This window comes from Pseudonocardia benzenivorans CB1190 (assembly GCF_000196675.2).
GTDB lineage: Bacteria > Actinomycetota > Actinomycetes > Mycobacteriales > Pseudonocardiaceae > Pseudonocardia > Pseudonocardia benzenivorans.
On the sequence record NC_015312.1, the window covers coordinates 97,722 to 121,369 of the forward strand.

The window sequence follows — 23,648 nt, forward strand, 5'->3', positions numbered from 1 at the left end:
GTCCGGTGGGCCGCGGTCAGACCCGGTGGACGAGCTGCCCGACGACCATCGCCACACCGAGCCCGACCATCACGACCCCCGAGATCCGGCCGACGACCGTCGCGGCAGCCGGTCGGGCCCGCAGCACCACGCGGGCACCGGTCGCGACGCCGAGGTAGACCAGTGCGCAGTTGGCGACGTGCACGAGACCGAGGAACAGGATCTGGGCGGTCACCGGCCAGGGCCCGCCGGGGTCGGTGAACTGCGGCAGCAGCGCCAGGATCAGCAGGAACACCTTCGGGTTCAGCCCGGAGGTGCCCAGCCCGGTCCCGGCCTGCCGCAACCACGAACCCGGCACCGGACCGCCGTCCGGCGTCGCGAGCTGCGGGGCGGCGGGCCGGAGCAGCGCCGTCCCACCGAGCCAGACGAGATACGCGGCCCCCGCGACGGTGAGACCCACCATGACCGCCGGGATCCGGGCAAGGAGCGCCGCAGTCCCTGCGGCCACCGCGACGGTCGCGAGCAGGTGTCCGGCGACCAGGCCGCCGACCGCCGGAACGACGCTGCGGTGGCGCACGCCCGCGGCGAGCAGGTAGGCCCAGTCGGCGCCGGGCGTCAGGACGAACACCAACGAGACCACCCAGAACGCGACAACGGTGCCGGCCGCCATTCTCTCCTCCTGCCACATCGACTCCTACGGACAAGGTAGGAACCGTGCGGCCGAAGATGTTCCCAAGTTTTCCCTGGACACGGCGTTGATGGGGAAGAATCTGGCGCGTGGACGCCGTCGACCGACAAATTCTTGCCGAGCTACAGCACGACGGCCGGTTGTCCGTCACCGAGCTCGCCGAGCGGGTCCGGCTGAGCGTGTCGCCGTGTCATCGCCGGCTGCGCGCGCTGGAGGCGTCGGGAGCGATCAGCGGCTACCGGGCGCAGCTCCACGCGCCGACACTCGGCCTCGGCTTCGACGCGCTGCTGTTCGTGACGATGCGGGGCTCCGACCGCGACACGGTGCACGCCTTCGAGGCCGCCGTCGTTGAGATCCCCAACGTGGTCGAGGCCCAGCGGCTCTTCGGCGACCCCGACTACATGCTCCGCGTCCTGACGCGCGACCTCGCCGCGTTCCAGGAGCTCTACGACGACCGGCTGGCGGCCCTGCCGGGCGTGCAGCGGGTGAGCTCGACGCTCGTCATGAAGACCGTCGCGGAGAACCGGCCACTGCCCATCTGACTCCCGAGGCCCCGGGACGACGACGCACCCGCGAGACGAACCCGGGCGGCTACTCGGGGTCCGGTGGAGCCGTCGGCGTCGCGATCACGATGCGCTCCCGGAGCGACGCGGCGAGGTCGGCGGAGTGCTGGGCCGCGGTGACGTAGTCCGGGGGGACGGTGTCCAGCATGTTCTCGGCGAGGTGCCGGGCCAGCGCCGCGTGTTCCTCCAGCGCAGCGACCGCGCTCCACAGCTTCGCCTCGGCCGCTTCGCGCTGTGCCGCCTCCAGGCTCTGGGGGCCGTACTGGTGGCCGACGTGGCAGCGGTAGTAGCTGATGTGCGGCAGGTCGATACGGGCCAGCGCCCCGCTGCACTCGGGGCAGACGATGCGTGACGGGACGGTTCCGTCGTCGCGTACGAGGTCGAGGTCGCCGGCAGCCGGCGCGGTGGCCCCGGTCGCCGGGGCGATGTCGCGAGGTTCGCTCATCGGTACGTCTTCCGTGTGCGCCATGCAGGTGGCGAGATCGGCGAGAACGGGTCCGAGCGTCGAGGCCCGGGCTGCGACGGCGTCGGGCACGGCCCGCTGCGCCGCGCGGGGCATCGACGAGAACCGCGCGTCGGCGGGGTCCTGGACCGTGACACGTCCGCCGGCCCGGGCGATCAGGGCGGCGCCCACCGCCCCGTCGTCCAGGACGCCGGACAGCACGGCCGCGGTGACGTGGGGACCGTGCGTCCTGGCCGCGGACGCGAACAGGACGTCGATCGCGGGGCGGTGCTGGTTGACCCGCGGTGCCGCGCTGAGGTTCACCGTGCCGGTCCGGCTGGTCATCAGGTGTCGTCCGGGTCCGGCGACCAGGATGTGTCCGGGGCGCAGCGGGGCCCCGTCGTCGGCCAGGGTCGCCGGCAGTGGTCCGGCGCGCGCGAGGATGCGCGCCAGCGCGGTGTCGGGCCGTTGCGAGGTGTGCACGATCACGAGCACGGCCGCGGGGAGGTCTGCCGGGAGCCCCGCCGCGAGTTCGAGCAGGGCCTCGATCCCACCGGCAGAACCTCCGACGACGACCAGTGGCAGTGTCCGCACGGCGACCTCCTTCCCACGGGACGACGATCCAACCCTCACGACGTGCAACGGGCGCCGAGTGCGCGCTGTCGCTTGTCCGGGAGCCCTCTGTCTTGTTCGATCGGAGCCCGAGGTCCGCGACCGGGCCTCTGACGGATGGTTCGGCGGTCACCGCCCCGACGGACGACGCTGACGGACGACGCCGGCACACGAACGCCGACGGACGACACGGAGGGCAGAGCGACATGACGACGGGCGACCCGTACGACGTGCATGCCCTGGCGGAGACCCTGGCGCTGGTGGAGAACACCCTGGCGCTGCTGGACGAGCAGATCGACCGGCGGACGGGTGATGGTTCGGTCGTCGGGCCCACGCCGGCGGCGACCGAGAACCGGAACGTCCGCCTCGCCGCCGCCCGCATCGCCCGCGCGAACGCCGCCGAGCTGCGGAGGCGAGCGTCGAGTCTCGCCGAGGCGACCGCCGTGCTCCGTGAGCGGAACTCCTCGAGCCGGGGGTGGCGGCGCGGCTCATCGCGGCGAGCCGCGGCAAGACCGACGGCCGCGCGGGCGGTGCCCGGCCGCTCGATCTCGACCGGCTGGCCGGCAGGCTGGTCGGTGCGACCGACATCGCGGAGGTGCTCGAGCCCACCCTGCGCGTCCTCCGATCCCTGGTCCCCGACGGCGGCGCGGCCGGCGCCCTGGTGCGGACCGGCAAGGTGATCGACGTGGGGGCGACCCTCGGCCCACGAGCGGAGGCGAGCCTGCGCACCGAGGTGGACACCGGACGGGGACCGGGAACCGAGGCGATGCGGTCCGGGACGGTCGTCGCCCTGCCGGACCTGCTCGACGGACGAGCGGGCGTGCGGTGGCCCTACTACCGCGACCAGGTCGTCGGCGCAGGTGTCCGGGCGGTGCTCGCGCTGCCGCTGCGTGGGAACCAGCAACGCCCGGCCGGCGCCCTGGTGCTTGTGTCGGGCACCCCCGGCGCGTTCGGTCCGGATGTGGTGGAGGCGGGACGATCCTGTGCGGCGCTGGCGGCCCTCGCGCTGCTGAAGGTGCAGGGTGCGGCCTCGGCGACCCGCGCGATCGCCACCCGCGACATGATCGGACAGGCGAAGGGTCTGCTGATGCAGCAACACGGTATCGACGCCGACGAGGCGTTCGACCGGCTCATCCGGGCCTCTCAGGAACGCAACGTCAAGCTCGTCGCCGTCGCGGACGAGGTGGTGCGCGCGCACCTGGCGCGGGAGTTCGGCCGTCGGCCGGCATGAACCTGTCAGGGCGGGCCTGATCGCCGGGCCTGCAACGCGCCCGCTTCGGCGCGCGAAGGCGGACCTGTTCGAATCCGGCCGGCGGCCGGGCGGGGTACCGTGAGTGAGGCTCTCGCACGCCGTCACGGCACCTGGAGCAGGCGATGACCGGTCCCTCCCGAAGCAGCGATCCCCGTACGGCTGCCGACGATCGCGACGTCGCCGCGGCCGCCCGTGACGACTGCGCCGACCAGCGCGACGCACGGTCCCGGGATCGGGACAGTGCCGCCGGCCTCCGCGACGACGCCGCCCGCACCCGCGACGACGCGGCGGGCCCCGAGCGCGCACGGGTGCTCTCCCGGCTCCGGACGCTGCGCGAACACCTCGCCGGTGGCGCCTTCGGTCAGGCGCCGCCGGGGGCGGTGGTCGTGACGGCCGACGAGGCGGCCGCGGCGAGGAGCGTGCTCGACGACGCGATCGCGCTGTTGGAGAGGACCGGGACGGTACGCGCCCAGTCGGCCGGGGACCGCCGCGACGCCGCGCGCGATCGTCTCGCCGCCGCCCAGGACCGGGGGGCCTCCGGTCGCGACCGCGACGACTCGGCCGCGGACCGCGACCAGGCGTGCATCGACCGCGAGCAGGCCGATCATCGGATCGACTTCGGTGCCGTCGCACGGCAGGCCGAAGCCGGTCGGGACGCCACCCGCACCTGGGTCGACCAGGCAACGCTCAGCAGCCAGGACCGCATCGCGGAGAGTAGGCGGATCCTCGACCAGACCGACCGGCGAAGTCGTCGTCGAGGTCAGGGCGACGCCGACGCCGTCTGATCCGTCCCGCAGCGGGGGCGACGCGGGCGACCGGAGGGAGCGCCCGCGCGGGGGACGGGTGTGTCCTGCGCCGTAGGAGCCCCTCCACCATCCGAGGGCGCTGACACGAGGCATCGGGAGCCGTTCCGAGATCCGCTCGATCGGGTGGACATCACTCCTCTGGAGCAGCACAAATGGCGCGGTCCGGACGTTTGCCGTTTCCTGCGTCGAGCACGATGCCGACAATCTGCCTCCTCCGACGATGCAGGAGAGACGACGCGATGAGTACGACGGGTGACCGACAGACCGAAACGGTCTATCAGGAGGTTCAGCGCAGCGCGGCGTTCGCCGATCTGCGATCGCGACTGCGCCGGTTCGTCTTCCCGATGAGCGCCGCGTTCCTGCTGTGGTACCTGGCCTATGTGCTGCTGGCGTCCTACGCGCCCGGCTTCATGGCCACCCGGCTGGGCGGCTCGAACATCACCGTAGGGCTCGTCATCGGCCTGTTGCAGTTCGTGACGACCTTCATCATCACGATGGTCTACGTGCGGTACGCCGACCGGCGGCTCGACCCGCCGGCGACCGCGCTCCGTGAGGAGATCGAGGCCCGGCGAGCGGAGCAGGCCCGATGACCTCCACGCTGGCCCAGTCGGGTGGCGCCACCGTCGGCAGCCCGTGGCTCAACATCGCCATCTTCGGATTGTTCGTCGTCGTCACCCTCGTCGTCGTGTTCCGCGTGGGCCGGTCGAACTCGACGGCGTCGGACTACTACGCCGCCGGTCGCTCGTTGACCGCCGCGCAGAACGGGACCGCGATCTCGGGCGACTACCTCTCGGCGGCGTCGTTCCTCGGCATCGCGGGCGCCATCGCCGTCTACGGCTACGACGGTTTCCTGTACTCGATCGGCTTCCTCGTCGCGTGGCTCGTGGCGCTGCTGCTGGTCGCGGAACTGCTGCGCAACACCGGCCGCTACACGATGGGCGACGTCCTGGCGTTCCGGATGCGGCAACGCCCGGTCCGGGCGGCCGCGGCGACGTCGACGCTCGTCGTGTCGTTCTTCTACCTGCTGGCCCAGATGGCCGGCGCGGGCGGGCTCGTCGCGCTGCTCATCGGGGTGACGGGAAAGGCGCAGCAGGCACTCGTCATCGCGGTCGTCGGCGTGCTGATGATCGTGTACGTGCTGGTCGGCGGCATGAAGGGCACCACCTACGTCCAGATCATCAAGGCGGTGCTGCTCATCGCGGGCGCCGCGGTGATGACGATCTGGGTGCTGGGGCTGACGGGATTCAACCTGTCGACGCTGCTCGGCGACGCCGTCGCGAACAGCCCCAAGAACGGCGAGGCCATCCTCGGCCCAGGCCTGCAGTACAAGAACAAGGTCGACCTGATCTCGCTGGGGCTCGCGCTGGTCCTCGGCACCGCGGGTCTGCCGCACATCCTGATGCGCTTCTACACGGTGCCCTCGGCCCGGGAGGCGCGGAAGTCGGTCGTCTGGTCGATCTGGCTGATCGGCATCTTCTACCTGTTCACGCTCGTGCTCGGCTACGGCGCGGCGTGGCTGGTCGGACCCGCGGTGATCAGCGACCCCAACACGCCGGGCGGGACGAACTCCGCCGCCCCGCTGCTGGCCTACGAACTGGGCGGGCCGTTCCTGCTGGGGTTGATCTCCGCCGTCGCCTTCGCGACGATCCTCGCCGTCGTCGCCGGCCTGACGATCACGGCGTCGGCGTCGTTCGCCCACGACGTGTACGCCAACATCGTCAAGAAGGGACAGGCGACCTCGCGCGACGAGGTCCGCGTCGCCCGGATCACCGCCGTCGTCATCGGGATCGTCGCGATCGGCGGCGGCATCCTGGCGAACGGGCAGAACATCGCCTTCCTCGTGGCGCTCGCGTTCGCCGTCGCGGCCTCGGCGAACCTGCCGACGATCCTGTACTCGCTCTACTGGAAGCGGTTCAACACGACCGGCGCGCTCTTCAGCATCTACGGCGGGCTCGCGATCTGCATCGTGCTGATCGTCTTCTCGCCCGCCGTCTCGGGCAAGCCGCCGAACGCCGCCGGCCGGTCGGCATCGATGCTGCAGGGCGTGGACTTCCACTGGTTCCCGCTGGACAACCCCGGCCTCGTGTCCATCCCGGCGTCGTTCCTGCTCGGCGTCATCGGCACCTACGTCGGCAGCCGGGAGAAGCACAACGCCGAGAAGTACGCCGAGATGGAGGTCCGGTCGCTCACCGGAGCGGGCTCGGAGAAGGCAGTCGAGCACTGATGGCCGCCGGACGGGTTGACCTTCACACGGTGTGAAGGTCTTGGGTGTCATGGCAGGAGGACGCCATGACACCCACTCGCCCGTCCGGTGTGGCCGGACGGCTCGCCGCGCCGCGCTCGTCGGACCGGCTGCAGGCCGCGCTCGCCGCGGGGACGCGGCCGGACCCGCAGTACGTCGACGCGCTCGTCGAGCGTTGCGCCGTCGAGCCCGACTTCTTCGTACGCGACATGCTGACCTGGGCGCTGGTCCGCCATCCCGTCGAGCTGACCGTGCCGCGGCTGGTGCGCGAGCTCGACCGCGACATCGCGCAGGCCCGCAGCCAGGCCCTCCACACCTTGTCGAAGATCGCCGACCGCGCGGCGTGGCCGGCCGTCACGCCCGAGCTGATGCAGGATCCCGACGACGAGGTGGCGCGCAGCGCGTGGCGCGCCGCGGTGGTGCTCGTGCCGGAGGGGGGTGAGGCCGGGTTGGCCAGGGAGCTGTCCTCGCAGCTCGGCCGCGGTGGCCGTGACCTGCGACTGAGCCTGAGCCGGGCACTGGCCGCACTCGGCGACGCGGCGCGTTCCCCCGTGGCCGAGGCGGCGGCGCGCGGCGGTGCCGACGTGCGGGCGCATGCGCTCGTCACGCAACGGCTCCTCGACGACCCGGACGCGAACGTCGACGCCGCACTGCACGAGGCCCGGCGCATCGTCGCGCTGAGCGGCGCGCCCGGCGGGGTCGATGCGGATCGGTGAGCTGTCGCGGCTGGCGGGGATCAGCACCCGGATGCTGCGGCACTACGACGCCATCGGCCTGGTGTCGCCGACCAGCCGCTCGGCCAACGGCTACCGCGACTACACCCCCGACGACATCAGGCGCCTGTTCCGGGTCGAGAGCCTGCGGACGCTGGGGTTGTCGCTGCAGTCGATCCGGCACACGCTCGCCGACGCGGACGTCGCGCCGAGCGAGCTGGTCGAGGAGCTCATCACCAGCACGGGGGAGCGCATCGCTCGCGAGCAGGCCCTGCTGCGGCGGTTGGAGGGCGTGCGCGCCAGCGGGGCGACGTCGTGGCGCGACGTCCTCGACCTGGTCGCGCTCATGCAGGGGCTCGACTCGTCGGACCCGTCCCGGCGGCAGCGCGCCGCGCTGTCCGACGGCACCCCGGTGCCCGCCGCGCCGATCGTCGACGCGCTGCTCGAGGAGGACGACCCGAACGTCGCCGGCGCCCTGCAGTGGGCGTTGACCCGGTCGTCCGACGACGCCCTGCCACACCTCGTCGAGGCCCTGCACTCGTCGGACGAGCAGGCACGGCGCCAGGCGGTGGCGGCGCTCGTCAAGCTGGAGCCGGCGGACTCCGAGTCGGCCCTGCGGGACGCGCTGGGGCACACCGACCGGGTCGTCCGCGAGCGCGCCTCGCTGGCGCTGGGGAGCAGGGGAGCCGTCGAGGTGGTCCCCGAGCTGCTCGAGATGGTCGTGCGGGGTTCCGACGACGTCGTCGCCGCCGAGATCCTCGGCCGGCTCGCGCGCCTGCACGGGCTGGGCGACCAGCTCGCCGGCGTCGTCGTCGCGCGCCTGGCGAGCGAGGACGCTTTGCCGGGCGCGCGGGCGCGGCTCACCCAGGCACTCGCCGAGATCCCGGGGCCCGAGGCACACCACGCCCTCGCCGACCTGACCCAGGACCGGGACCGAGCGGTGGCGGTCACCGCGACCTATCTGCTCGCGATCCACTCCGCGACCCGCCACTGACGGGCCTCCCGGCCCGCAACGTAGGGTCACCGAGGTGCTCCCCGTTCCCCGTTCCGCCCGTGCGGGACCGCGGAGGGACGCACAGCCCGATCACAGGTCCCGCACAGCTCGCCGGGCCAGACTCGGTGGTATGGCGTTCCCGGCGGTACCGGCTCCGCGCCCTGAGTACGTCCGGTCACCGGGCGCTGCGGGCGGGGCCGACGGCGCACGCCCGGCACCGAGGACGCGGTCGCGACGGGGCCGCCGGCTGCTCGCGCTCGCCGCGGTGGTGCTGGTCGTCGTGGAGATCGTCGTGGTCGCGCCGGAGGTGGGCAACGCCGTCGCGGCACTGCAGGCCATCGACGTCGACTGGTTCGGCGTCGCGGTCGTCGCCACGGTGGTGTCGATGAGCATGTTCGGCCTGGGCCGGCGCCGCCTGCTGGCCGCCGCCGGGGTGCGGACCCCGGCGGGTGCGTCGGTGGCCGCGGCGTTCGTCGCCAACGCCCTGCACGTGACGCTCCCGGGTGGTGCCGCGTTCTCGACCGCGTACACCTACCGGTGGATGCGCGACCGGGGCGCCACGGTGGCCGTCGGGACGTGGGTCCTCGTGGCGGGCGGCGTGCTCGCGACGGGGTCGCTCGTCGCGCTGGGGCTCGCCGGCGCCCTGCTGGCCGGACGCAGCGGCGGGCTCGTCGGCAGCGTGTGCGAGCTGGTCGGACTGCTGGCCGTGGCGGTGCTGGTCCGCCATCTCAGCCGGCATCCGGAGCTGGTCCGGGCCGCGTGCGCGCACGTGCTGACCCGGGTGAACCGGCTGCGCCGGCGCGAGCCGGCGGCGGGTGCGGCGGCGCTCGACGACCTCGTCGGCCAGCTCCAGGCGGTCCGGCCACGCCCGGCGGACTGGTTCGCCGCCGGCGGCTGTGCGGTCGCGAACTGGGCGTTCGACCTCGGCTGTCTCGCCGCGTGCGCCGCGGCGCTGCGGGTGCACGGTCTCGGGCTGCCGCTGCTGCTGGTCGCCTACACCGCGGGGATGGCGACGTCGGGACTGTCGCCGCTGCCCGGCGGGATCGGTGTCGTCGACGCGACGCTCGTGCTCGCGCTCACCGCGGGCGGGGTCCCGGTGGCGGCGGCGTTGCCCGTCGTCGTGCTGTACCGGCTGATCAGCGTCGTCGGGGTCGTGGCGGCGGGCTGGGTCTGCTACGTCGTGCAGCAGGTGCGCCCCGGCGCCGCCGCGGTCGGGACCGCCGCGTCCCGATGACTTCCCGGCCGTCGCGCGGTCTGGACCGGTATGGACCTCTTCGCGGGCATCGCGGTACGTGACCTGGCCCGGGCGGTGGACTGGTTCGACCGCTTCTTCGGCGAGTTCTTCGGCGCGGTCGAGACGTTCGCGCCCAACGACGTCGAGCGGGTCTGGACGATCGGCGAGCACCGCCACGTCTACGTCGTCGTGCAGCCGGCCGCCGCCGGGCACTCGCTGCTCACCCTGTTCGTCGACGATCTCGACGCGCTCCTCCGCGACGTCGCGAGCCGTGGCATCACCCCGGACCTGCAGGAGACGTACGGAAACGGCGTCCGCAAGGCGGTCTTCCACGACCCCGACGGCAACGAGATCGGCGTCGGTGGCGGGCCGGGCTGAGCCCCGCAGGAAGGTTGCGGAAGATTTTTCCCGGACGTGTCGATCCGGACCGATGCCCGTTCGACCCGTGGATGAGAGGGTCGCGAGGGGCGACCCGACGACTCAGGGAGACACACCGTGAAGTACATGCTGATCATGCGGGCGACCGACGAGGGCTACGCGAGCATGGGCGCCCTCGACTTCGACGAGGTCATCGCGACGATGGGCCGCTTCAACGACGAGCTGATCCGGGCCGGCGTGCTGCTGGCCGCCGAGGGCCTCGCGGATGCGTCGGAGGGCGTCGTCGTGGACTACTCGGCGGAGGCGCCCGTCGTCACCGACGGACCGTACGGGGAGACCAAGGAGCTGTTCGGCGGCTTCTACATCCTCAACGTCGCCTCGAAGGAGGAGGCGGTCGAGTGGGCCAAGCGCCTGCCGGCCTTCGGCGGGAAGGGCTTCAAGACCGAGATCCGGCGCGTCACGACGATCGACGAGTTCCCGCAGGACAACGAGTGGATCAAGAAGGAGCGGGCGTGGCGCGAGGCCAACGGCCAGCTCTGAGCGATGGCTGACCCGACCGGGCGGCAGGCCGTCGCCGCGGTGTGGCGCATCGAGTCGGCCCGGATCGTCGGCGCGCTCACCCGCTACACCGGCGACTTCGCGCTCGCGGAGGACCTCGCCCAGGAGGCGCTGGCCGAGGCGCTGGTGACGTGGCCCCGCGACGGAGTCCCGCGCAACCCGGCGGGATGGCTGCTGACCACCGGCAGGCGCCGTGCGATCGACGCGTTCCGCCGCCGGTCGGCACGTGACGAGCGGTACGCCGCCCTCGCCCGCGACCTGGGCGAGGGCGGCATCGTCAGCGGGAGCGGGGGACCGGCCGAGGAGGCCGACGACGTGCTGTGGGACCCCGACCGGATCGACGACGACGTGCTCGCGCTGATGTTCGTCTCCTGCCATCCGACGCTGTCGCCGGAGGCACGCGTCGCGCTCACCCTGCGCGTCGTCGGCGGTCTGACCAGTGACGAGATCGCGACGGCCTTCTTCGTACCGACGGCGACCGTCCAGGCACGGATCACCCGCGCCAAGAAGACGCTGGGCGCGGCACGGGTGCCGTTCGCGGTGCCGCCCCCCGAGGACCGTCGGGAGCGGCTCGGATCGGTGCTCAGCGTCGTGTACCTGATCTTCACCGAGGGCTCGTCGGCGAGCTCCGGCGACGACCTGATCCGGTTCGACCTGGCCGGTGAGGCACAGCGGCTCGCCAGGGTGCTGGCGCGGCTGATGCCCGAGGAGCCCGAGGTCCACGGCCTGCTGGCGCTGCTGGAGCTCACGGCCGCGCGCTTCCCCGCACGGATCGGGCCGGACGGCGAGCCGGTGCTGCTGGAGGACCAGGACCGCCGGCGGTGGGACCGGGCCGCGATCCGCCGGGGCCGGGCGGCGCTGGCCCGCGTCGACGCCGCGGGTCGCGGGCTCGGCTACTACGGCCTGCAGGCGGCGATCGCGGAGTGCCACGCCGTCGCCGGCTCGGTCGCCGAGACGAACTGGGAGCGCGTCGTGCTGCTCTACGAGGCGCTGGGCCGGCTCGCGCCGTCGCCGGTCGTCGATCTCAACCGGGCGGTGGCGGTGTCGATGGCGCAGGGGCCGGCGGCGGCGCTGGCGATCGTCGACGAGCTGGCCGCCGGTGGGGCGCTGACCGGCTCGCACCTGCTCCCGACGGTGCGCGGCGAGCTGCTCACCCGCCTGGGCCGGGCCGACGCCGCCCGGGCCGATCTCGAGGCCGCGATCCGGCTGTGCCGCAACGACCGTGAGCGCGCGGTGCTGCAGCGGAAGGTCGCCGCCCTGGGCTGACGTCCCCCGGTCGGCCGATACGGGCGTCGCACCCCGGGTGGCCCGGCCGCCCGACCGCGCGGCGGCGCCCGCGGGGGCAAGGTCGACGGTGAACCCACCACCAGGAGGCGCCACCATGACCGCCGCGACCCTGCGGTCCCTGACCAGCAGCACCCAGGACGGGATCGACGACGACCGTCCACTGTGGCTGGTCGTCCTCGACCTGGTGTCGGTGCTGCTGTTCGCCGTCGAGGGCGGGCTGATGGCGGTGTCGGCGGGGTTCGCCCTGGTCGGCGTCCTCGCCGTCGCGTTCGTGTCGGCGCTCGGGGGCGGGCTGGTCCGCGACCTCGTCGTGCACCGCCACCCGCCGGCGGCGCTCGGCTCCGTCGCCTACCCGGCGACGGCGCTCGTCGGCGGCCTGCTGGCGGCGTTCGGCCACGTCGGGCTCGGGGTGCTGCTGCCCGGGATGCGGGTGCCGTTCGACGCCGTCGGGCTCGGCCTGGTGTGCGGGGTCGGCGCGATCGTCGCGCTCGACAAGCGCATGTCGGCACTGGGTGCGGTGTTGCTGGGAACGGTGAGCGCCGTCGGCGGGGGTGCGATCCGCGACATCATGACCGGCTCGGTCCCCGTGGTGCTGCGCCACGACGTCAGCGCGGTCGCGGCCGCGGCCGGCGCGACCGTCACCATCGTGACGCTGCGGTGCGGGGCGCGGCGGCAGGTGGCCGTCGTCCTGGGGGCCGTCGCGTGCACCGCGCTCTCCCTCGCCGCGGCGTACCTCGGATGGCGGCTCCCCGCGCTGACGACGCCGGCCGGCTGACCCCCCGCCGCGGCACCGACCGTCAGCGCGGGCCGTAGGTCAGGTGCACCACCTGGTTGGTGTAGCTCTCGCAGCCCAACAGCGCGAGCGTGCTCTCGGTGCCCTCGGGGAAGAGCTTGGGGCCCGTCCCGAGCGCGACCGGGTAGACGAACAGGTGCAGCTCGTCGACGAGGCCGTCGGCGAGCATCGCCCGCACCAGCGTGCCGCTGCCCGACACGTAGATGGCGCCGTCGGTCTCGTCCTTGAACCGCCGGATCACGTCGGCGTCGTAGCCGCCCAGCAGGTGCGAGTTGTTCCAGCCGTCGGCACTGGTCAGCGAGGCCGACACGACGTGCTTGGCCGTGTTGTTGAAGAACGGGACCCCCGGGTCGTCCTCCTCGGTGCGGGCCGACCAGGCCGGCCCCATCTCGACGAACGTCCGACGGCCCAGCAGGATCGCCGTCGCCTTGCCGGTGATGTCGCCGATCGTCGTGGCCATCTCGTCGGTGAACGGGTAGTCGAACGTCCACATCGGCGCCCCGATGCAGCCGTCGAGGGTGATGAACTCGTGAACGGTGATGGCGCCCATGGTGTGTGCTCCTTCGTCGGGGGCGCGTCGGCGACGCGCGTTCGGCAGAGGGGACCGTCGCCGTCGGCGGAACTCATCGGCCCGGTGTGGGGCGATTCGTCGGGCGCCCGAGGTCGGACCTTGTCATCGGTCGCCGCCGGTCCCGTCGGCGGTGCCGCCGAGGTCGGAGACGTCGATGCGGGTGTAGGTGTCGCGCAGCGCGGTGAGGTGGTTACGCATGGCGCGGCTCGCGGCGGCGGCGTTGCGGTCGCGGACGTGCCCGAGGATCTCGGCGTGCTCGACGGCGACCCGGCGCCAGAACTCCGCGCCCGCCCGGTCGCGCAGGAACCGGTCGCGCATGACGGTGAAGATCGGCCGGGCGACGACCTCCAGCAGCGGGTTCTCCGTGGCGCGCAGCAGCAGCACGTGGAAGCGGCTGTTGGCCGACCAGTCGACCTCCTTCCCGCCGGCGGCGTCGCCCGCCACGACCACGGTCGCGGCCAGCCGGTCGAGGTCGGCCTCGCTGCGGTGCCGGGCGGCCAGGCCTGCTCCCGGCACCTCGATCATCGTCCGCACCTGCAGGAGCTGGCCCACCGACAGCCGGTTGCGCGACAGCATGCCGATCGACGTCTGGAGGTAGTCCGCGACGTCGTCGGTCGACGGCTCGGCGACGAACGTGCCCCCGCCCACGCCACGCGACGACGTCAGCAGCTTCTGCGTCGAGAGCACCCGCAGGGCCTCGCGCAGGGTGCTGCGGCTGACCGCCATCCGCTCGGTCAGCTCGCCCTCGGGTGGCAGCCGGTCGCCGGGACGCAGCTCGCCCGTGACGATCATGCTGCGGAGCTCGTCGGCGACGCGCTCGTACTCGAGCCGTCTGCTTCCGGGCGCGGACATGGCCCGAGACGGTAGCCGACTCCCTTCGGGCAACCGGCGTGCGACGGTTGACGGGGAAAAGTCTGATGTTTAGCGTGCGAGCGGCAACGATCCGGGGCCGGTCGACGACGGTGTGGAGCGAGGGGCGGAGCACGGTGACAGTCCAGCCTGGGTGGCAGGGCCGGTTCTACGAGGACTTCGAGATCGGCGACGTCTACCGGCACCCCTTGGGGCGCACCGTCGACGACACCGACAACACCTGGTTCACGCTGCTGACGATGAACACGAACCAGGCCCACTTCAACGAGCAGGTCGGGGCAGGGTCCGAGTTCGGGCGCCGGCTCGTCGTGTCGACGTTGACCCTCGCCATCGCCATCGGCCAGAGCGTCATCGACGTGACCCAGAACGCCTTCGCGAACCTCGGCCTCGACGCCGTGAAGTTCTCCCACCCGGTCTTCGCGGGCGACACCCTGTGGTCGGAGTCGCAGGTCATCGCCAAGCGCGAGTCGGCGTCGCGGCCCGAGGCGGGCATCGTCGGGGTCTACACCCGCACCCTCAACCAGGACGGCGACATCGTCTGCTCGTTCGAACGCACCTTCTACGTGCACAAGAAGGGCGCCGCCCGCGGTGAGTCCCGCTTCCCGGAGGCCAAGGAGCCGATGCCCGAGATCGCGCCGAGAACCCGCGCCGGTTCCTGATCCGCGCCGGTCTCGGGACCGTCGCCGGCCGCCCTGCAGCCGGGCGTGCGGTGAGCGACAGTCAGACCCGAGCACGACGGGCGGCGCGGCACCGGCCGTGTCGTCCGGCCCACCGTCGGAGGACCGGAAAGGACGTGCCCATGACCACGGGACGCCTGGCCTACATGCCCGAGCCCGGGAGCGTGGAGCTCCGCGAGTACGAGCTGCCGACCCCGGAGCCGGGCAGCCTGCTCATCGAGACCGTCGCCGCCGGCATCTGCGGGTCGGACCTGCACATGTTCGCCGACAAGCACCCGCTCAAGTCGATCGTCCTCGGGCACGAGGTGATCGGGCGGGTGGTCGACCCGGCCACCCGGCCGACCGACTCCGCGGGCCGTGAGCTGCACCCCGGTGACCTGGTCTCGGTGGTCTACTTCGCGTTCTGCCAGCACTGCCGCCAGTGCGCCCGCGGCCTGACGCACCTGTGCGAGAACGCCTACAACCACTGGATCGCCTCGCCGGACGAGTTCCCACACTTCACCGGCACCTTCGGCACCCACTACTACGTGGGCCGGTTCCAGCACCTGTTCAAGGTCCCCGACAACGTCGACCCGCTCGCGGCGGTCAGCGCGAACTGTGCGCTCGCGCAGGTGTCCGCGGGGGTCGACCGCGGTGGCGTCACCGCCGGGGACACCGTCGTCATCCAGGGCGCCGGGGGTCTGGGGCTGTGGGGGGTCGCCGTCGCCAAGGAACGTGGGGCGCACGTCATCGTGGTCGACGCGGTGCAGCGCCGGCTCGACGCGGCGAAGGCGTTCGGGGCCGACGAGGTCGTCTCGTTCGACGAGGCACCCGAGCCGGGCGACCGCATCGCCCGGGTGCGGGAGCTCACCGACGGCGGCGCGGACGTCGGGCTGGAGCTCACCGGCGTCGGCTCGGCGGTGCTCGAGGGTGTCGAGATGGTCCGCCCGGGGGCGACGTACGTCGAGATCGGCAACGTCATGCCCGGTGTGGAGATCGGGCTGGACATCGGGTCGCTGACGCGCCGCTCGGTCACCATTCACCCGGTGATCCGCTACCACCAGCGGTTCTTGAAGGGGGCGCTGGACTTCATCTCGCGCAACGTGGGCCGGTTGCCGTTCGACCAGCTCGTCGACGCGACCTATCCGCTCGACGACGTGCTGCAGGCGATGGAGGACTCGAAGGCGCGCAAGGTCAACCGGGCCGCGCTGACGATGGGCCCGGACGCGCGGTGACGATCTCGGGACGGCTCGCCGAGCTGGTCGTCGGGACCGAGCCCGCGGCGCTGCCCGAGGCCACCCGGACCGCGACGTCGATGCACACGCTCGACACCCTCGGCTGCGCCCTCGCCGCACTCGGTCTCGACGCCGTGCCCTACGTGCGGGCGTCCTACGCCGAGCGCGGGGTGAGCGGACCGGCATCGGTCGTCGGGCAGGCCGGGGGACTGCCCGCCGACATGGCGGCCATGGTCAACGGCGCGCTCGCGCACGCACTCGACTACGACGACACCCACGCCGGGTCGATCGTGCACGTCAGCGCGGCGACGGTGCCGGCGGCGCTCGCGATGGGCGAGCACACCGGTCGTTCCGGCGCCGAGGTGCTGACCGCGATCGCGCTCGGCAACGAGGTCTCGGTGCGGCTGGGCAGGCCCGCGGGGGCCGCACTGCACGCCCGCGGCTTCCACCCGACGGGCGTGTGCGGCGTCTTCGGTGCGACGGCCACCGCGGCACGGCTCGCCGGGGCCGACGCCGAGCAGACCCGCAACGCGTTCGGGATCGCGGGCAGCATGGCCGGCGGCCTGATGGAGTTCCTGGCCGACGGCTCGGAGACCAAGCCGTTCCATCCCGGGTGGGCCGCCCACGCGGCGATCAACGCCGTCTGGTTCGCCCTGCACGGCGCCACCGGCCCGGCCACGGTCGTCGAGGGCGACCGCGGGTTCTTCGGTGCCTACCTGCGCGGCGAGGAACCCGACCTGTCGAGCGTCACCGACGGCCTCGGCGAACGCTGGCTCACCGACGAGATCGCGTTCAAGCCCTATCCGGCGTGCCACTACGTGCACGCTCCGCTCGACGCGCTGTCGGCGATCCTCGACGAGGAGCACCTCGGCGCCGGCGACATCGCCGAGATCACCGCGTTCACCGACGAGACGGGCGTGATCCTCGTGCTGGAACCCGCCGCCGACAAGGCGGCCCCCCGGACCGCGTACGACGCGAAGTTCAGCATCCCGTACGCGTTCGGGGCCCGGGTCGCGCACGGCGCGGTGGGGGTGGAGACGTTCACCGACCAGGCGATCGGGGACCCCGACGTGCTGGCCGTCGCGGCGAAGGTGCGCTACGAGCTGCGCCGCTACTCCGACACCGGCGGCTCGTTCGGCGGCGGTGTCCGCGTCGTCACCACCGACGGGAGGGTGTTCGAGAACGAGCTGCGCCACCAGCGCGGCGGCGCCGAGAACCCGCTCACCGACGCCGACGTGGCCGCCAAGTTCACCTCGAACGCCGCGGTCGCCCTGCCGTCCGACGAGGTCGCGCGGCTCGCCGCGTTCGTACTCGGGATGTCCGACGCACCCGACCTCGGACCGCTCGCCGTCCTGCGAGCGGCGACCGTCAAGGGAGGTGGCGGGCTCAGCTCGCGCGGCGGCGGCCCGCCCCGCCCCGGGCCCGGTAGGTGACGCCGGCGTCCTCCAGCAGGCGCCGGACGCGGCCGATGCTGTAGCCGGTCTCGGCGCACAGCTGGCGGACGCTCTTGCCGGCCTCGTACCTCTTCAGCAGCTCCGCGCCGACCTTGGCACGCTGAGCGTCCGACAGGCGCTGGCCTCGCTTCAGGTCCGGAGTCTTCGCCATGGCGACGGATCTTCCTCCCGACCAGCGGTCGGGTCCAGTGTTCCGGAGCCGGTTTCCCGAGGTCAGCGGTATGTCGGGAAGAGGCGTCCGCGAGGCGTCACATCGGCGGCGGACTCGTTGCCCCAGACGGCCCAGCCGGGCCGGGGGTAACGGGCGAACAGCTCGAGATAGGGGCCGGGGGAGCAGGCCTCGATGAGCTCGTAGGCCTCGTCGGGCTTGCGCGAGTGTTCCCGCTTGCGTGTCTCGATCATGTTGACCTGCCGGCGCCCCGGTTCCAGCGTCCGCAGCGAGCCGCGCACGCCGAACAGGATCAGCTCGGTGACGTTGCGGAAGTAGAAGCCGACGCCGCGTCCGTCCGGCCCACCGTCCTTGCGACGCTTCGCCCACACCAGGTTGGAGACGTACCGGTAGCCCCACGCGCCCATGACCGCGAGCCCCTCGGGCAGCAGCGCGTTGGGCACCCACAGGTACAGGTGGGAGTTGTCGGCGACGACGTCCGCGACGGGCAGGGCCTCGATGTCCGCGGTGGTCATCGTGTCGTAGCGGTCGAGCCGACGGTGCTCCGGCGCGACCTTGCCCGTCCGGTTCGCGAACCGCCACGGCGGATCGGCGTAGACCGTCGCCCAGCCGCCGTCGACGCGCGGGAGGGGGCACTGCGGTGTCGGGTCGACATCGGCGCGCAGGGGTGCCGCGCGGGCGTCGTCTCCGACGGCCGTCACGGTTGCGTACCTGCGGGGTCCACGGGTGCATTGTCCACGGGCGCACCGCCGGGCGGCGGGAGATCTGTTCCGGCGAGCCGGGCCGCCAGCGTCCGCAGCCGCTCCCGGATCTCTGCCGGGGCGTCGATCGAGGTGAGCGGGGCGACGACGGCGACCGTCGCGACGTCGTGCACCACGAGGTCGGCCGACTCCGCGCTGATCCGCACGACGCTGCCGCCGTCCGCCTGCTCGACCGCGCCGACGAGCGCCGCCGGCAGGCGGTCCCGCAGGTCGGTGGCCGGGACGGCGACCGTGACGACGGCCGTCCAGCGGTAGGTCGCGGCGGCGAACGAGCCGGCGAGCGCGGCGACCGCGTCGCCCCCGGGGAGCTCGCGGGGCGCGAACGCGCGGTGCGTCGTCGCCGGGTCGGTGATGCGGTCGACGCGGAAGGTGCGCCAGTCGTCGCGCTCGGGGTCGAAGGCGAGCAGGTACCAGCGCCCCTTGACGGTCACCAGCGCATGCGGCTCGACGCGCCGCAGCGTCGGTGCGTCCGACCGGCTGCGGTAGGCGAACGTCACGAGCCGGCGGTCGTCGGCACACGACGCGAGGACGGCCAGCACGGTCGGATCGGCGGGGGGCACGTCGCCGCCGGGAACGGCCTCGGTCGCCGACGTCAGCGCCGTGAGCCGTGGCCGCAGCCGCGCGGGCAGCACCCGTTCGAGCTTGCCCAGCGCCCGCATCGAGCTGTCCGCGATCCCCGCGACGCTGCCGCCCGCCGCCGTCGCGAGGCCGATCGCGACGGCGACGGCCTCCTCGTCGTCGAGGACGAGCGGCGGCAGGTTGCGGCCCGACGTCAGCCGGTAGCCGCCCGCGGAGCCGGTCGTCGCGGCGACCGGGTAGTCCAGCGCACGCAGCCGGTCGACGTCGCGCCGGATCGTCCGGGTCGTGACGCCGAGCCGCTCGGCCAGCTCGGGACCCGCCCACTCTCGGCGCAGCTGCAGGAGCGCGAGCAGCCGAAGCAGCCGCGCAGGCATGTCCCGACGTTCCGCCACGGATCGAGAATCGCACGGAACAAGGACGTTCAATGTCCGCAAGGCCTCCTAGCGTCGGCGCCATGACGACCGCGATGCTCCCTGCCGACCCCGGGTTCGACGACGTCCTCACCGGCTTCCAGCGTGCCGGCCGGCACCGCCCCGACCGGGTCGTCGTCGCGAGGTCGGCCGACGACGTGCGCGCCGCCGTCGTCCACGCCGCCGCGCACCGGCTGCCCGTCGCCGTCCAGTCCGGCGGACACGGCCAGGGCCGGCTCCTCGACGGCGGCGTCCTCATCTCCACCCGCGAGCTCACCGGCGTCCGGGTCGATCCCGCCACGCGCACGGCCCGGCTGGCGGCGGGCGCCTCGTGGCAGCACGTCATCGACGCGGCCGCCGAGCACGGGCTCGCGCCGCTCTCGGGCAGCGCACCCGGCGTCGGCGCGGTGTCCTACACCCTCGGCGGCGGTGTCGGGCTGCTCGCCCGTCGGCACGGGTTCGCGGCCGACCACGTGCGCCGGATCGACCTGGTCACCGCGGACGGCGCTCTGCGCGAGGTCACGGCATCGTCGGATCCCGAGCTGTTCACCGTCCTGCGCGGCGGTGGCGCGGGGCTGGGCGTCGTCGTCGCGATGGAGATCGATCTCGTCGAGGTGACGACTATCCTCGGCGGTGGGCTCCACCTCGACCTCCGCGCTGCTCCGGACGTCCTCGAGGGCTGGCGGCGCTGGACGACGACCGTGCCCGAGGAGATGACCTCGGCAGTCGCGATGCTCGTCGTCCCCGACCTCCCGGTGGTCCCTGCGGACCTGCGCGGGCGGCACGTCGCACAGGTCCAGCTGGCGTGGTCCGGCGACCCGGCGGAGGGCCGTCGGGTGCTCGCGCCGCTGCGCCGGCTCGGGCCCGTCCTGCGCGACACCGTGCGGGAGATCCCGTACACGGAGTCCGCCTCGGTGTTCGACGAGCCCGACCGGCCGCACGCCTACCGCTCGGAGAACCGTCTCCTGCGCGAGCTCGACCCCGCCGCGCTCGCCGGGATCACCCGGGCGGCCGGCCCGTCGGCCGGGACGATGTGCGTCGTCGGCATCCGGCACCTGGGTGGGGCGCTGGCCCGACCCCCCGCCACGCCGAACGTCGTCGGGCACCGCGACGCGGCGTACTCGCTGATGGTCCTCTCGCCGATCGAGGACGACCTCGACGCCGTCGTCGACCTGCATCGACGGCTGATCGCACCGTTCCTGCCCGCCGCGCTCGGCCGCTCGCTCAACTTCAGCTACGGCGCGCTCACCCCCGCCGAGGTGCGGGAGGCCTTCGACCCGGGCGTCGCCGACCGCATCGCCGCGGTCGCCGCGGCCCTCGACCCGGCGGGCCTGCTGCGCGCGAACCAGCCGATGCCGCGTCCCGCGTGACCGCGGACCCGCTGGACCGGCGGGGCCGCTGAGCTCGAGGTGCACCCGGTCGAGCGAAGACGTCGCGCCCGGCCGCCCGGGCCGCTGTGAGGGCGTCGCCGCGGAGCGTCGCGTCAGTGGGGTCGGCCGCGGGGTCGCCGGACCGCGGGCCGCGGGGGTCACCGGACCGCGCGGGCCGCGGGAGTCGAATCGCGGGCCGCGGGAGTCGAATCACGGGCCGCGGGAGTCGAACCGCGGGCCGCGCGGGGGGCGCCGAACCGTGCGGGCAGGAGGGGTCGCCGGACCGCAGGGCGGGCGGAGCCGTCGGACGCACGGAGCGGCGCGCCCTGCCGGACCCTCGACGCTGAGGGCCCGGCGGGACGCGCCGCTCCGAACGACCGGGCGGTCAGGCCACGATCAGCTGACCTGGAAGCCCTGGACCTGGGTGGGGTTCTGCGCAAGCGCGGCGACCTGGGCCGGGTCGACCGACGGCGGCGCGGGGATGGTGCCGCTCGACGCGAGCGCGTCGACCGGGTTGATGGCCGTGGGGTCGGGGGTGACCGAACCCTCGGTGTTGACGGCCGGCGCGAGCGCGTCGGTCGGCACGGGCGGCAGGGCGTCGGCCGGCGTGGGGAGCGGGGGCAGGGCGTCGGTGCCCGGCAGCGCGGGGAGCGACGGCACCGAGGGCAGCGCGGCGTTCGTCGCGACACCGTCGGACGAGTCGTCCGAGTCGTCGCCGCCGTTGACCGTCGGCGGCTCGAAGTTGAACGCGGGCGGGAGCGCGTCGGCACCCGGGATCGCGTCGGTGCTGGGCAGGGCGGGCAGCGCGTCGGTGCCGGGCACCGCGGGGAGCGCGTCGGCACCGGGCACCGACGGGAGGGCGGGGAGCTCCGGCGCCGCGAAGGCCGGAGCGGCGAGCCCGGCACCGAGCGCCGCGATGCCCGCGGCGGTCACGGTGGTGCGCAGGGTGCGCCGAGCAAGGCTGCTCATCGCAGGGGGATCCTTCCGATCGGGGGTCTCGGACGATGCGACGGTGATCTGACCGACCAACGACCTCCCCCCGGGGAGGTTGTGTCGGGAAGCGGTTTTCACCCGTTCCGGTGGTTGAGAACGCGCAGGTAGGGGGCGTTTCACCGCTCCGGATGACCGTGTGCGACTTGACGCGCGTCCTTCGACGGGACCGTTCGGGTCCGACTGCGCGATGATCGGGGGGTGCGGGGAAGCGGATGGGTGGGCGCGGGCGTCGCCGGACTGGGCGCCGGGCTGGGTGCGGGGGTGCTGGGTGCGGGCTGGTTCTACTCGAGCCTGCTGCTCGACACCCGGCAGCGTCTCGTGTGGCCCGAGCAGGTCCTGGCGTCCGACGGACACACGGTGACGCTGCGGCGGTCACGGCTCGTCGAGCAGCCTGGTGTGTGGGGCCTGCGCTGGGCCGAGGGACTGGCCGTCATGGGGCCGATCGCGCGCGTCGAGAAGGACCGGGTCGTCCGGGAGCTGCTCGAAGGCCCGGTGCCGGCGCCGGGCACGCGGGCCGCCGTCGACACCGGGCCCTACGACCCCGACCCCGGCGCCCGCGGGCTGGAGTTCACCGAGGTCGCCGTGTCGACGCCGCTCGGGCCGGCCCCCGCGTGGTCGGTGCCCGGGGCCTCGCCCGACACCTGGATCATCCACGTGCACGGCCGGGGCGGTGCCCGCCGCGAGGCCCTGCGGGTGCTGCCCGCGCTGCACCGGGAAGGCTGGTCGCAGCTGGTCATCAGCTACCGCAACGACGACGTCGCGCCGCCCAGCCCCGACGGTCACTACCACCTCGGCGACACCGAGTGGGAGGACCTGGAGGCCGCGGTCCGGCACGTCGTCGCCGCCGGGGCGGAGCGGATCGCGTTGTTCTGCTGGTCGATGGGCGCCGCGATCTCGGGCGCCTTCCTGAACCGGTCGTCGGAGGCCGGCCGGGTCGGGGCACTCGTGTGGGACGCGCCGCTCGTCGACTGGCGGGCGACCCTGCGCCAGCAGGCGCAGAACCGACGGCTGCCGCCGGCGCTGACGCCCGTCGCCGCGGGCTGGACGAGCCGTCGGATCGGGATCGACTTCGACCACTTCGCTCTGCAGGAACGCCCGCCCGCCGTGCGGCCGCCCACGCTGATCGTGCACAGCGTCGCCGACACCGCCGTCCCGGTCGCGCCGAGCCGGGAGCTCGCCCGGACCGCGCCCGCGCTGGGGTGGGAGGTCGAGATGCTGGAGGTCGACGGCGTCGAGCACACGGCCTCCTGGAACGCTGACCCCGCCCGCTACGAGCAGACGGTCGCCCGGTTCCTCCGCGCCCGGCTCGGGGGATGACGCCCGGCCGTCCGCCTCGTGGGTGGGCGCCCGTCGGCTCGCAGCAGGCCGGCAGATCGGCCACTCTCGCCGGCGAGGCCGCGCCGCAGCGGACCGCAGAAGACCGGGCGCAACCTGAGTGTCGTCGGGGGCGTCGGGCACGAGCGTGGGGTTGCGGCCGACGACCCGGGCGCAACCTCACCGTCCTCACGGTCGGCCGGCTGGACCGTGAGGTTGCGCCGGAGCGTGCGGCGGGGGAACCCCCACACCAGCGTCGCGGTGTGGGCGTGTCTCGGCGGCTCAGTCGGAGGAGTGGCCGTTGCGGGTCGCGGCGGACGGGACCGCGCCGTCCGAGGCGTCCCCGCCGCCGCTCGCCGAACCTCCGTCCGACGGGACGGCGTGCGGCACCGCGCGCACGGGCTCGTCCTCGACCTGCTGCGGGCGGCGCGACAGGATCGCCCACAGTGCGACGGCCACCGCCGCCGCGATCCCGCCGGCGAGCAGCCACCAGCCACGTCGCGACGGGCGTTCCGGCTCGATCCGGGCGGCGAGGTCGCGGCGGACATCGGTGAGGGTCTCCGCGGCGACGTCGCCGAGCCGGGCCGCGACGTCGGCCACGAGGCCGCTGCCGAGCTCGACGCCGTGGCGCACGTCGGCCGCGGCGTCGGACGCGAGTTCGCCGAGGGACTCGCCGATCGTCGCGAGGTGGTCGGGGGCGTTCCTGGTCGTCCTCATGAGGTGGA

26 protein-coding genes are annotated in these 23,648 nt (G+C 73.8%); 17 read left to right on the forward strand and 9 right to left on the reverse strand.

The genetic code is table 11. The features are described 5' to 3' along the window. Window positions 1-16: 16 nt before the first annotated feature. Window positions 17-649 carry a LysE family translocator gene (locus PSED_RS00440; RefSeq protein WP_013672301.1) on the reverse strand — a complete coding sequence of 211 codons (633 nt, stop codon included), beginning with the start codon at window positions 647-649 and terminating at the stop codon, window positions 17-19. A gap of 107 nt (window positions 650-756) precedes the next feature. Between PSED_RS00440 and PSED_RS00445 the strand changes: the two genes are divergently transcribed. Continuing rightward, window positions 757-1,209 (forward strand): Lrp/AsnC family transcriptional regulator, encoded by a 453-nt coding sequence (locus PSED_RS00445; RefSeq protein WP_013672302.1) that lies wholly within the window; start codon window positions 757-759, stop codon window positions 1,207-1,209. Between the two features lie 49 nt (window positions 1,210-1,258). On the opposite strand, the gene PSED_RS00450 is transcribed toward PSED_RS00445, so the two are convergent. Next, window positions 1,259-2,266 (reverse strand): chemotaxis protein CheB, encoded by a 1,008-nt coding sequence (locus tag PSED_RS00450; protein ID WP_013672303.1) that lies wholly within the window; start codon window positions 2,264-2,266, stop codon window positions 1,259-1,261. A 493-nt stretch (window positions 2,267-2,759) separates the two neighbouring features. On the opposite strand from PSED_RS00450, the gene PSED_RS00455 reads away from it, so the two are divergent. The 11 genes from PSED_RS00455 to PSED_RS00505 all read left to right on the forward strand — a co-directional run bounded on the left by PSED_RS00455 (window position 2,760) and on the right by PSED_RS00505 (window position 12,523). Continuing rightward, a complete protein-coding gene (locus PSED_RS00455) occupies window positions 2,760-3,515 on the forward strand; it encodes a GAF and ANTAR domain-containing protein (RefSeq protein ID WP_013672304.1) in 756 nt (251 codons plus the stop codon). A gap of 143 nt (window positions 3,516-3,658) precedes the next feature. Beyond that, window positions 3,659-4,321 carry a hypothetical protein gene (locus PSED_RS00460; RefSeq protein WP_013672305.1) on the forward strand — a complete coding sequence of 221 codons (663 nt, stop codon included), beginning with the start codon at window positions 3,659-3,661 and terminating at the stop codon, window positions 4,319-4,321. A 260-nt stretch (window positions 4,322-4,581) separates the two neighbouring features. Beyond that, window positions 4,582-4,932, forward strand: coding sequence for a DUF485 domain-containing protein (locus PSED_RS00465; protein ID WP_013672306.1), 351 nt, complete (start codon window positions 4,582-4,584; stop codon window positions 4,930-4,932). Then, window positions 4,929-6,566 carry a solute symporter family protein gene (locus PSED_RS00470; protein WP_013672307.1) on the forward strand — a complete coding sequence of 546 codons (1,638 nt, stop codon included), beginning with the start codon at window positions 4,929-4,931 and terminating at the stop codon, window positions 6,564-6,566. Before PSED_RS00465 ends, PSED_RS00470 begins: the two co-directional genes overlap by 4 nt. Window positions 6,567-6,631: 65 nt before the next feature. Next, window positions 6,632-7,300, forward strand: coding sequence for a HEAT repeat domain-containing protein (locus PSED_RS00475; protein WP_013672308.1), 669 nt, complete (start codon window positions 6,632-6,634; stop codon window positions 7,298-7,300). Then, complete coding sequence (locus tag PSED_RS00480; RefSeq protein ID WP_013672309.1) at window positions 7,287-8,291, forward strand: MerR family transcriptional regulator; 1,005 nt, start codon at window positions 7,287-7,289, stop codon at window positions 8,289-8,291. The genes PSED_RS00475 and PSED_RS00480 overlap by 14 nt, the downstream gene beginning before the upstream one ends. Window positions 8,292-8,421: 130 nt before the next feature. Continuing rightward, the gene (locus tag PSED_RS00485) at window positions 8,422-9,525 is read left to right on the forward strand and encodes a lysylphosphatidylglycerol synthase transmembrane domain-containing protein (protein ID WP_083845045.1); all 1,104 of its coding nucleotides are present in this window, start codon (window positions 8,422-8,424) and stop codon (window positions 9,523-9,525) included. A 30-nt stretch (window positions 9,526-9,555) separates the two neighbouring features. Further along, on the forward strand, window positions 9,556-9,903 hold the full coding sequence (locus PSED_RS00490; RefSeq protein ID WP_013672311.1) for a VOC family protein: 348 nt from the start codon (window positions 9,556-9,558) through the stop codon (window positions 9,901-9,903). 117 nt (window positions 9,904-10,020) lie between these two features. Continuing rightward, complete coding sequence (locus PSED_RS00495) at window positions 10,021-10,443, forward strand: YciI family protein (protein ID WP_013672312.1); 423 nt, start codon at window positions 10,021-10,023, stop codon at window positions 10,441-10,443. Between the two features lie 3 nt (window positions 10,444-10,446). Then, window positions 10,447-11,727: an RNA polymerase sigma factor gene (locus PSED_RS00500; RefSeq protein WP_013672313.1), complete on the forward strand. Its 1,281-nt coding sequence runs from the start codon at window positions 10,447-10,449 to the stop codon at window positions 11,725-11,727. 115 nt (window positions 11,728-11,842) lie between these two features. Continuing rightward, a complete protein-coding gene (locus PSED_RS00505; RefSeq protein WP_013672314.1) occupies window positions 11,843-12,523 on the forward strand; it encodes a trimeric intracellular cation channel family protein in 681 nt (226 codons plus the stop codon). Between the two features lie 22 nt (window positions 12,524-12,545). On the opposite strand, the gene PSED_RS00510 is transcribed toward PSED_RS00505, so the two are convergent. Together PSED_RS00510 and PSED_RS00515 are read right to left on the reverse strand one after the other, a co-directional pair. Then, window positions 12,546-13,091 carry a dihydrofolate reductase family protein gene (locus PSED_RS00510; protein ID WP_013672315.1) on the reverse strand — a complete coding sequence of 182 codons (546 nt, stop codon included), beginning with the start codon at window positions 13,089-13,091 and terminating at the stop codon, window positions 12,546-12,548. A 123-nt stretch (window positions 13,092-13,214) separates the two neighbouring features. Next, on the reverse strand, window positions 13,215-13,964 hold the full coding sequence (locus PSED_RS00515; protein WP_013672316.1) for a FadR/GntR family transcriptional regulator: 750 nt from the start codon (window positions 13,962-13,964) through the stop codon (window positions 13,215-13,217). A 134-nt stretch (window positions 13,965-14,098) separates the two neighbouring features. Here PSED_RS00515 and PSED_RS00520 point away from each other — a divergent pair, with 134 nt between their 5' ends. The 3 genes from PSED_RS00520 (at window position 14,099) to PSED_RS00530 (ending at window position 17,306) form a co-directional block, all read left to right on the forward strand. After that, the gene (locus PSED_RS00520; protein WP_049803266.1) at window positions 14,099-14,641 is read left to right on the forward strand and encodes a MaoC family dehydratase; all 543 of its coding nucleotides are present in this window, start codon (window positions 14,099-14,101) and stop codon (window positions 14,639-14,641) included. A gap of 140 nt (window positions 14,642-14,781) precedes the next feature. Beyond that, window positions 14,782-15,873 carry a zinc-binding dehydrogenase gene (locus PSED_RS00525; RefSeq protein WP_013672318.1) on the forward strand — a complete coding sequence of 364 codons (1,092 nt, stop codon included), beginning with the start codon at window positions 14,782-14,784 and terminating at the stop codon, window positions 15,871-15,873. Further along, a complete protein-coding gene (locus tag PSED_RS00530) occupies window positions 15,870-17,306 on the forward strand; it encodes an MmgE/PrpD family protein (RefSeq protein WP_013672319.1) in 1,437 nt (478 codons plus the stop codon). The genes PSED_RS00525 and PSED_RS00530 overlap by 4 nt, the downstream gene beginning before the upstream one ends. Here the strand turns inward: PSED_RS00530 and PSED_RS00535 are convergent. The 3 genes from PSED_RS00535 to PSED_RS00545 all read right to left on the reverse strand — a co-directional run bounded on the left by PSED_RS00535 (window position 17,260) and on the right by PSED_RS00545 (window position 19,210). Further along, on the reverse strand, window positions 17,260-17,478 hold the full coding sequence (locus tag PSED_RS00535) for a helix-turn-helix domain-containing protein (protein WP_013672320.1): 219 nt from the start codon (window positions 17,476-17,478) through the stop codon (window positions 17,260-17,262). The genes PSED_RS00530 and PSED_RS00535 overlap by 47 nt on opposite strands. A gap of 62 nt (window positions 17,479-17,540) precedes the next feature. Beyond that, window positions 17,541-18,197 carry an MT-A70 family methyltransferase gene (locus PSED_RS00540; protein ID WP_013672321.1) on the reverse strand — a complete coding sequence of 219 codons (657 nt, stop codon included), beginning with the start codon at window positions 18,195-18,197 and terminating at the stop codon, window positions 17,541-17,543. Further along, window positions 18,194-19,210, reverse strand: coding sequence for a helix-turn-helix transcriptional regulator (locus PSED_RS00545; RefSeq protein WP_013672322.1), 1,017 nt, complete (start codon window positions 19,208-19,210; stop codon window positions 18,194-18,196). The genes PSED_RS00540 and PSED_RS00545 overlap by 4 nt, the downstream gene beginning before the upstream one ends. An 80-nt stretch (window positions 19,211-19,290) precedes the next feature. Here PSED_RS00545 and PSED_RS00550 point away from each other — a divergent pair, with 80 nt between their 5' ends. After that, window positions 19,291-20,616 carry an FAD-binding oxidoreductase gene (locus PSED_RS00550; RefSeq protein WP_233899254.1) on the forward strand — a complete coding sequence of 442 codons (1,326 nt, stop codon included), beginning with the start codon at window positions 19,291-19,293 and terminating at the stop codon, window positions 20,614-20,616. Window positions 20,617-21,012: 396 nt separating this feature from the next. On the opposite strand, the gene PSED_RS00555 is transcribed toward PSED_RS00550, so the two are convergent. After that, window positions 21,013-21,585 carry a hypothetical protein gene (locus tag PSED_RS00555; RefSeq protein ID WP_013672324.1) on the reverse strand — a complete coding sequence of 191 codons (573 nt, stop codon included), beginning with the start codon at window positions 21,583-21,585 and terminating at the stop codon, window positions 21,013-21,015. Window positions 21,586-21,807: 222 nt separating this feature from the next. On the opposite strand from PSED_RS00555, the gene PSED_RS00560 reads away from it, so the two are divergent. After that, window positions 21,808-22,926, forward strand: coding sequence for an alpha/beta hydrolase family protein (locus PSED_RS00560; RefSeq protein WP_193788432.1), 1,119 nt, complete (start codon window positions 21,808-21,810; stop codon window positions 22,924-22,926). A gap of 279 nt (window positions 22,927-23,205) precedes the next feature. Here the strand turns inward: PSED_RS00560 and PSED_RS00565 are convergent, their stop codons facing one another. Then, the gene (locus PSED_RS00565) at window positions 23,206-23,640 is read right to left on the reverse strand and encodes a hypothetical protein (RefSeq protein WP_013672326.1); all 435 of its coding nucleotides are present in this window, start codon (window positions 23,638-23,640) and stop codon (window positions 23,206-23,208) included. Between the last annotated feature and the right edge of the window lie 8 nt (window positions 23,641-23,648).

Bases quoted from the DNA above. Each gene is read 5' to 3' on its own strand.
- PSED_RS00485 (WP_083845045.1), top strand. From the start codon at position 8,422: ATGGCGTTCCCGGCGGTACCGGCTCCGCGCCCTGAGTACGTCCGGTCA.
- PSED_RS00555 (WP_013672324.1), bottom strand. From the start codon at position 21,585: ATGAGCAGCCTTGCTCGGCGCACCCTGCGCACCACCGTGACCGCCGCG.
- PSED_RS00505 (WP_013672314.1), top strand. From the start codon at position 11,843: ATGACCGCCGCGACCCTGCGGTCCCTGACCAGCAGCACCCAGGACGGG.
- PSED_RS00545 (WP_013672322.1), bottom strand. From the start codon at position 19,210: ATGCCTGCGCGGCTGCTTCGGCTGCTCGCGCTCCTGCAGCTGCGCCGA.
- PSED_RS00550 (WP_233899254.1), top strand. From the start codon at position 19,291: ATGACGACCGCGATGCTCCCTGCCGACCCCGGGTTCGACGACGTCCTC.
- PSED_RS00465 (WP_013672306.1), top strand. From the start codon at position 4,582: ATGAGTACGACGGGTGACCGACAGACCGAAACGGTCTATCAGGAGGTT.
- PSED_RS00565 (WP_013672326.1), bottom strand. From the start codon at position 23,640: ATGAGGACGACCAGGAACGCCCCCGACCACCTCGCGACGATCGGCGAG.
- PSED_RS00490 (WP_013672311.1), top strand. From the start codon at position 9,556: ATGGACCTCTTCGCGGGCATCGCGGTACGTGACCTGGCCCGGGCGGTG.
- PSED_RS00460 (WP_013672305.1), top strand. From the start codon at position 3,659: ATGACCGGTCCCTCCCGAAGCAGCGATCCCCGTACGGCTGCCGACGAT.
- PSED_RS00525 (WP_013672318.1), top strand. From the start codon at position 14,782: ATGACCACGGGACGCCTGGCCTACATGCCCGAGCCCGGGAGCGTGGAG.
- PSED_RS00470 (WP_013672307.1), top strand. From the start codon at position 4,929: ATGACCTCCACGCTGGCCCAGTCGGGTGGCGCCACCGTCGGCAGCCCG.
- PSED_RS00440 (WP_013672301.1), bottom strand. From the start codon at position 649: ATGGCGGCCGGCACCGTTGTCGCGTTCTGGGTGGTCTCGTTGGTGTTC.
- PSED_RS00500 (WP_013672313.1), top strand. From the start codon at position 10,447: ATGGCTGACCCGACCGGGCGGCAGGCCGTCGCCGCGGTGTGGCGCATC.
- PSED_RS00475 (WP_013672308.1), top strand. From the start codon at position 6,632: ATGACACCCACTCGCCCGTCCGGTGTGGCCGGACGGCTCGCCGCGCCG.
- PSED_RS00515 (WP_013672316.1), bottom strand. From the start codon at position 13,964: ATGTCCGCGCCCGGAAGCAGACGGCTCGAGTACGAGCGCGTCGCCGAC.
- PSED_RS00480 (WP_013672309.1), top strand. From the start codon at position 7,287: ATGCGGATCGGTGAGCTGTCGCGGCTGGCGGGGATCAGCACCCGGATG.
- PSED_RS00535 (WP_013672320.1), bottom strand. From the start codon at position 17,478: ATGGCGAAGACTCCGGACCTGAAGCGAGGCCAGCGCCTGTCGGACGCT.
- PSED_RS00510 (WP_013672315.1), bottom strand. From the start codon at position 13,091: ATGGGCGCCATCACCGTTCACGAGTTCATCACCCTCGACGGCTGCATC.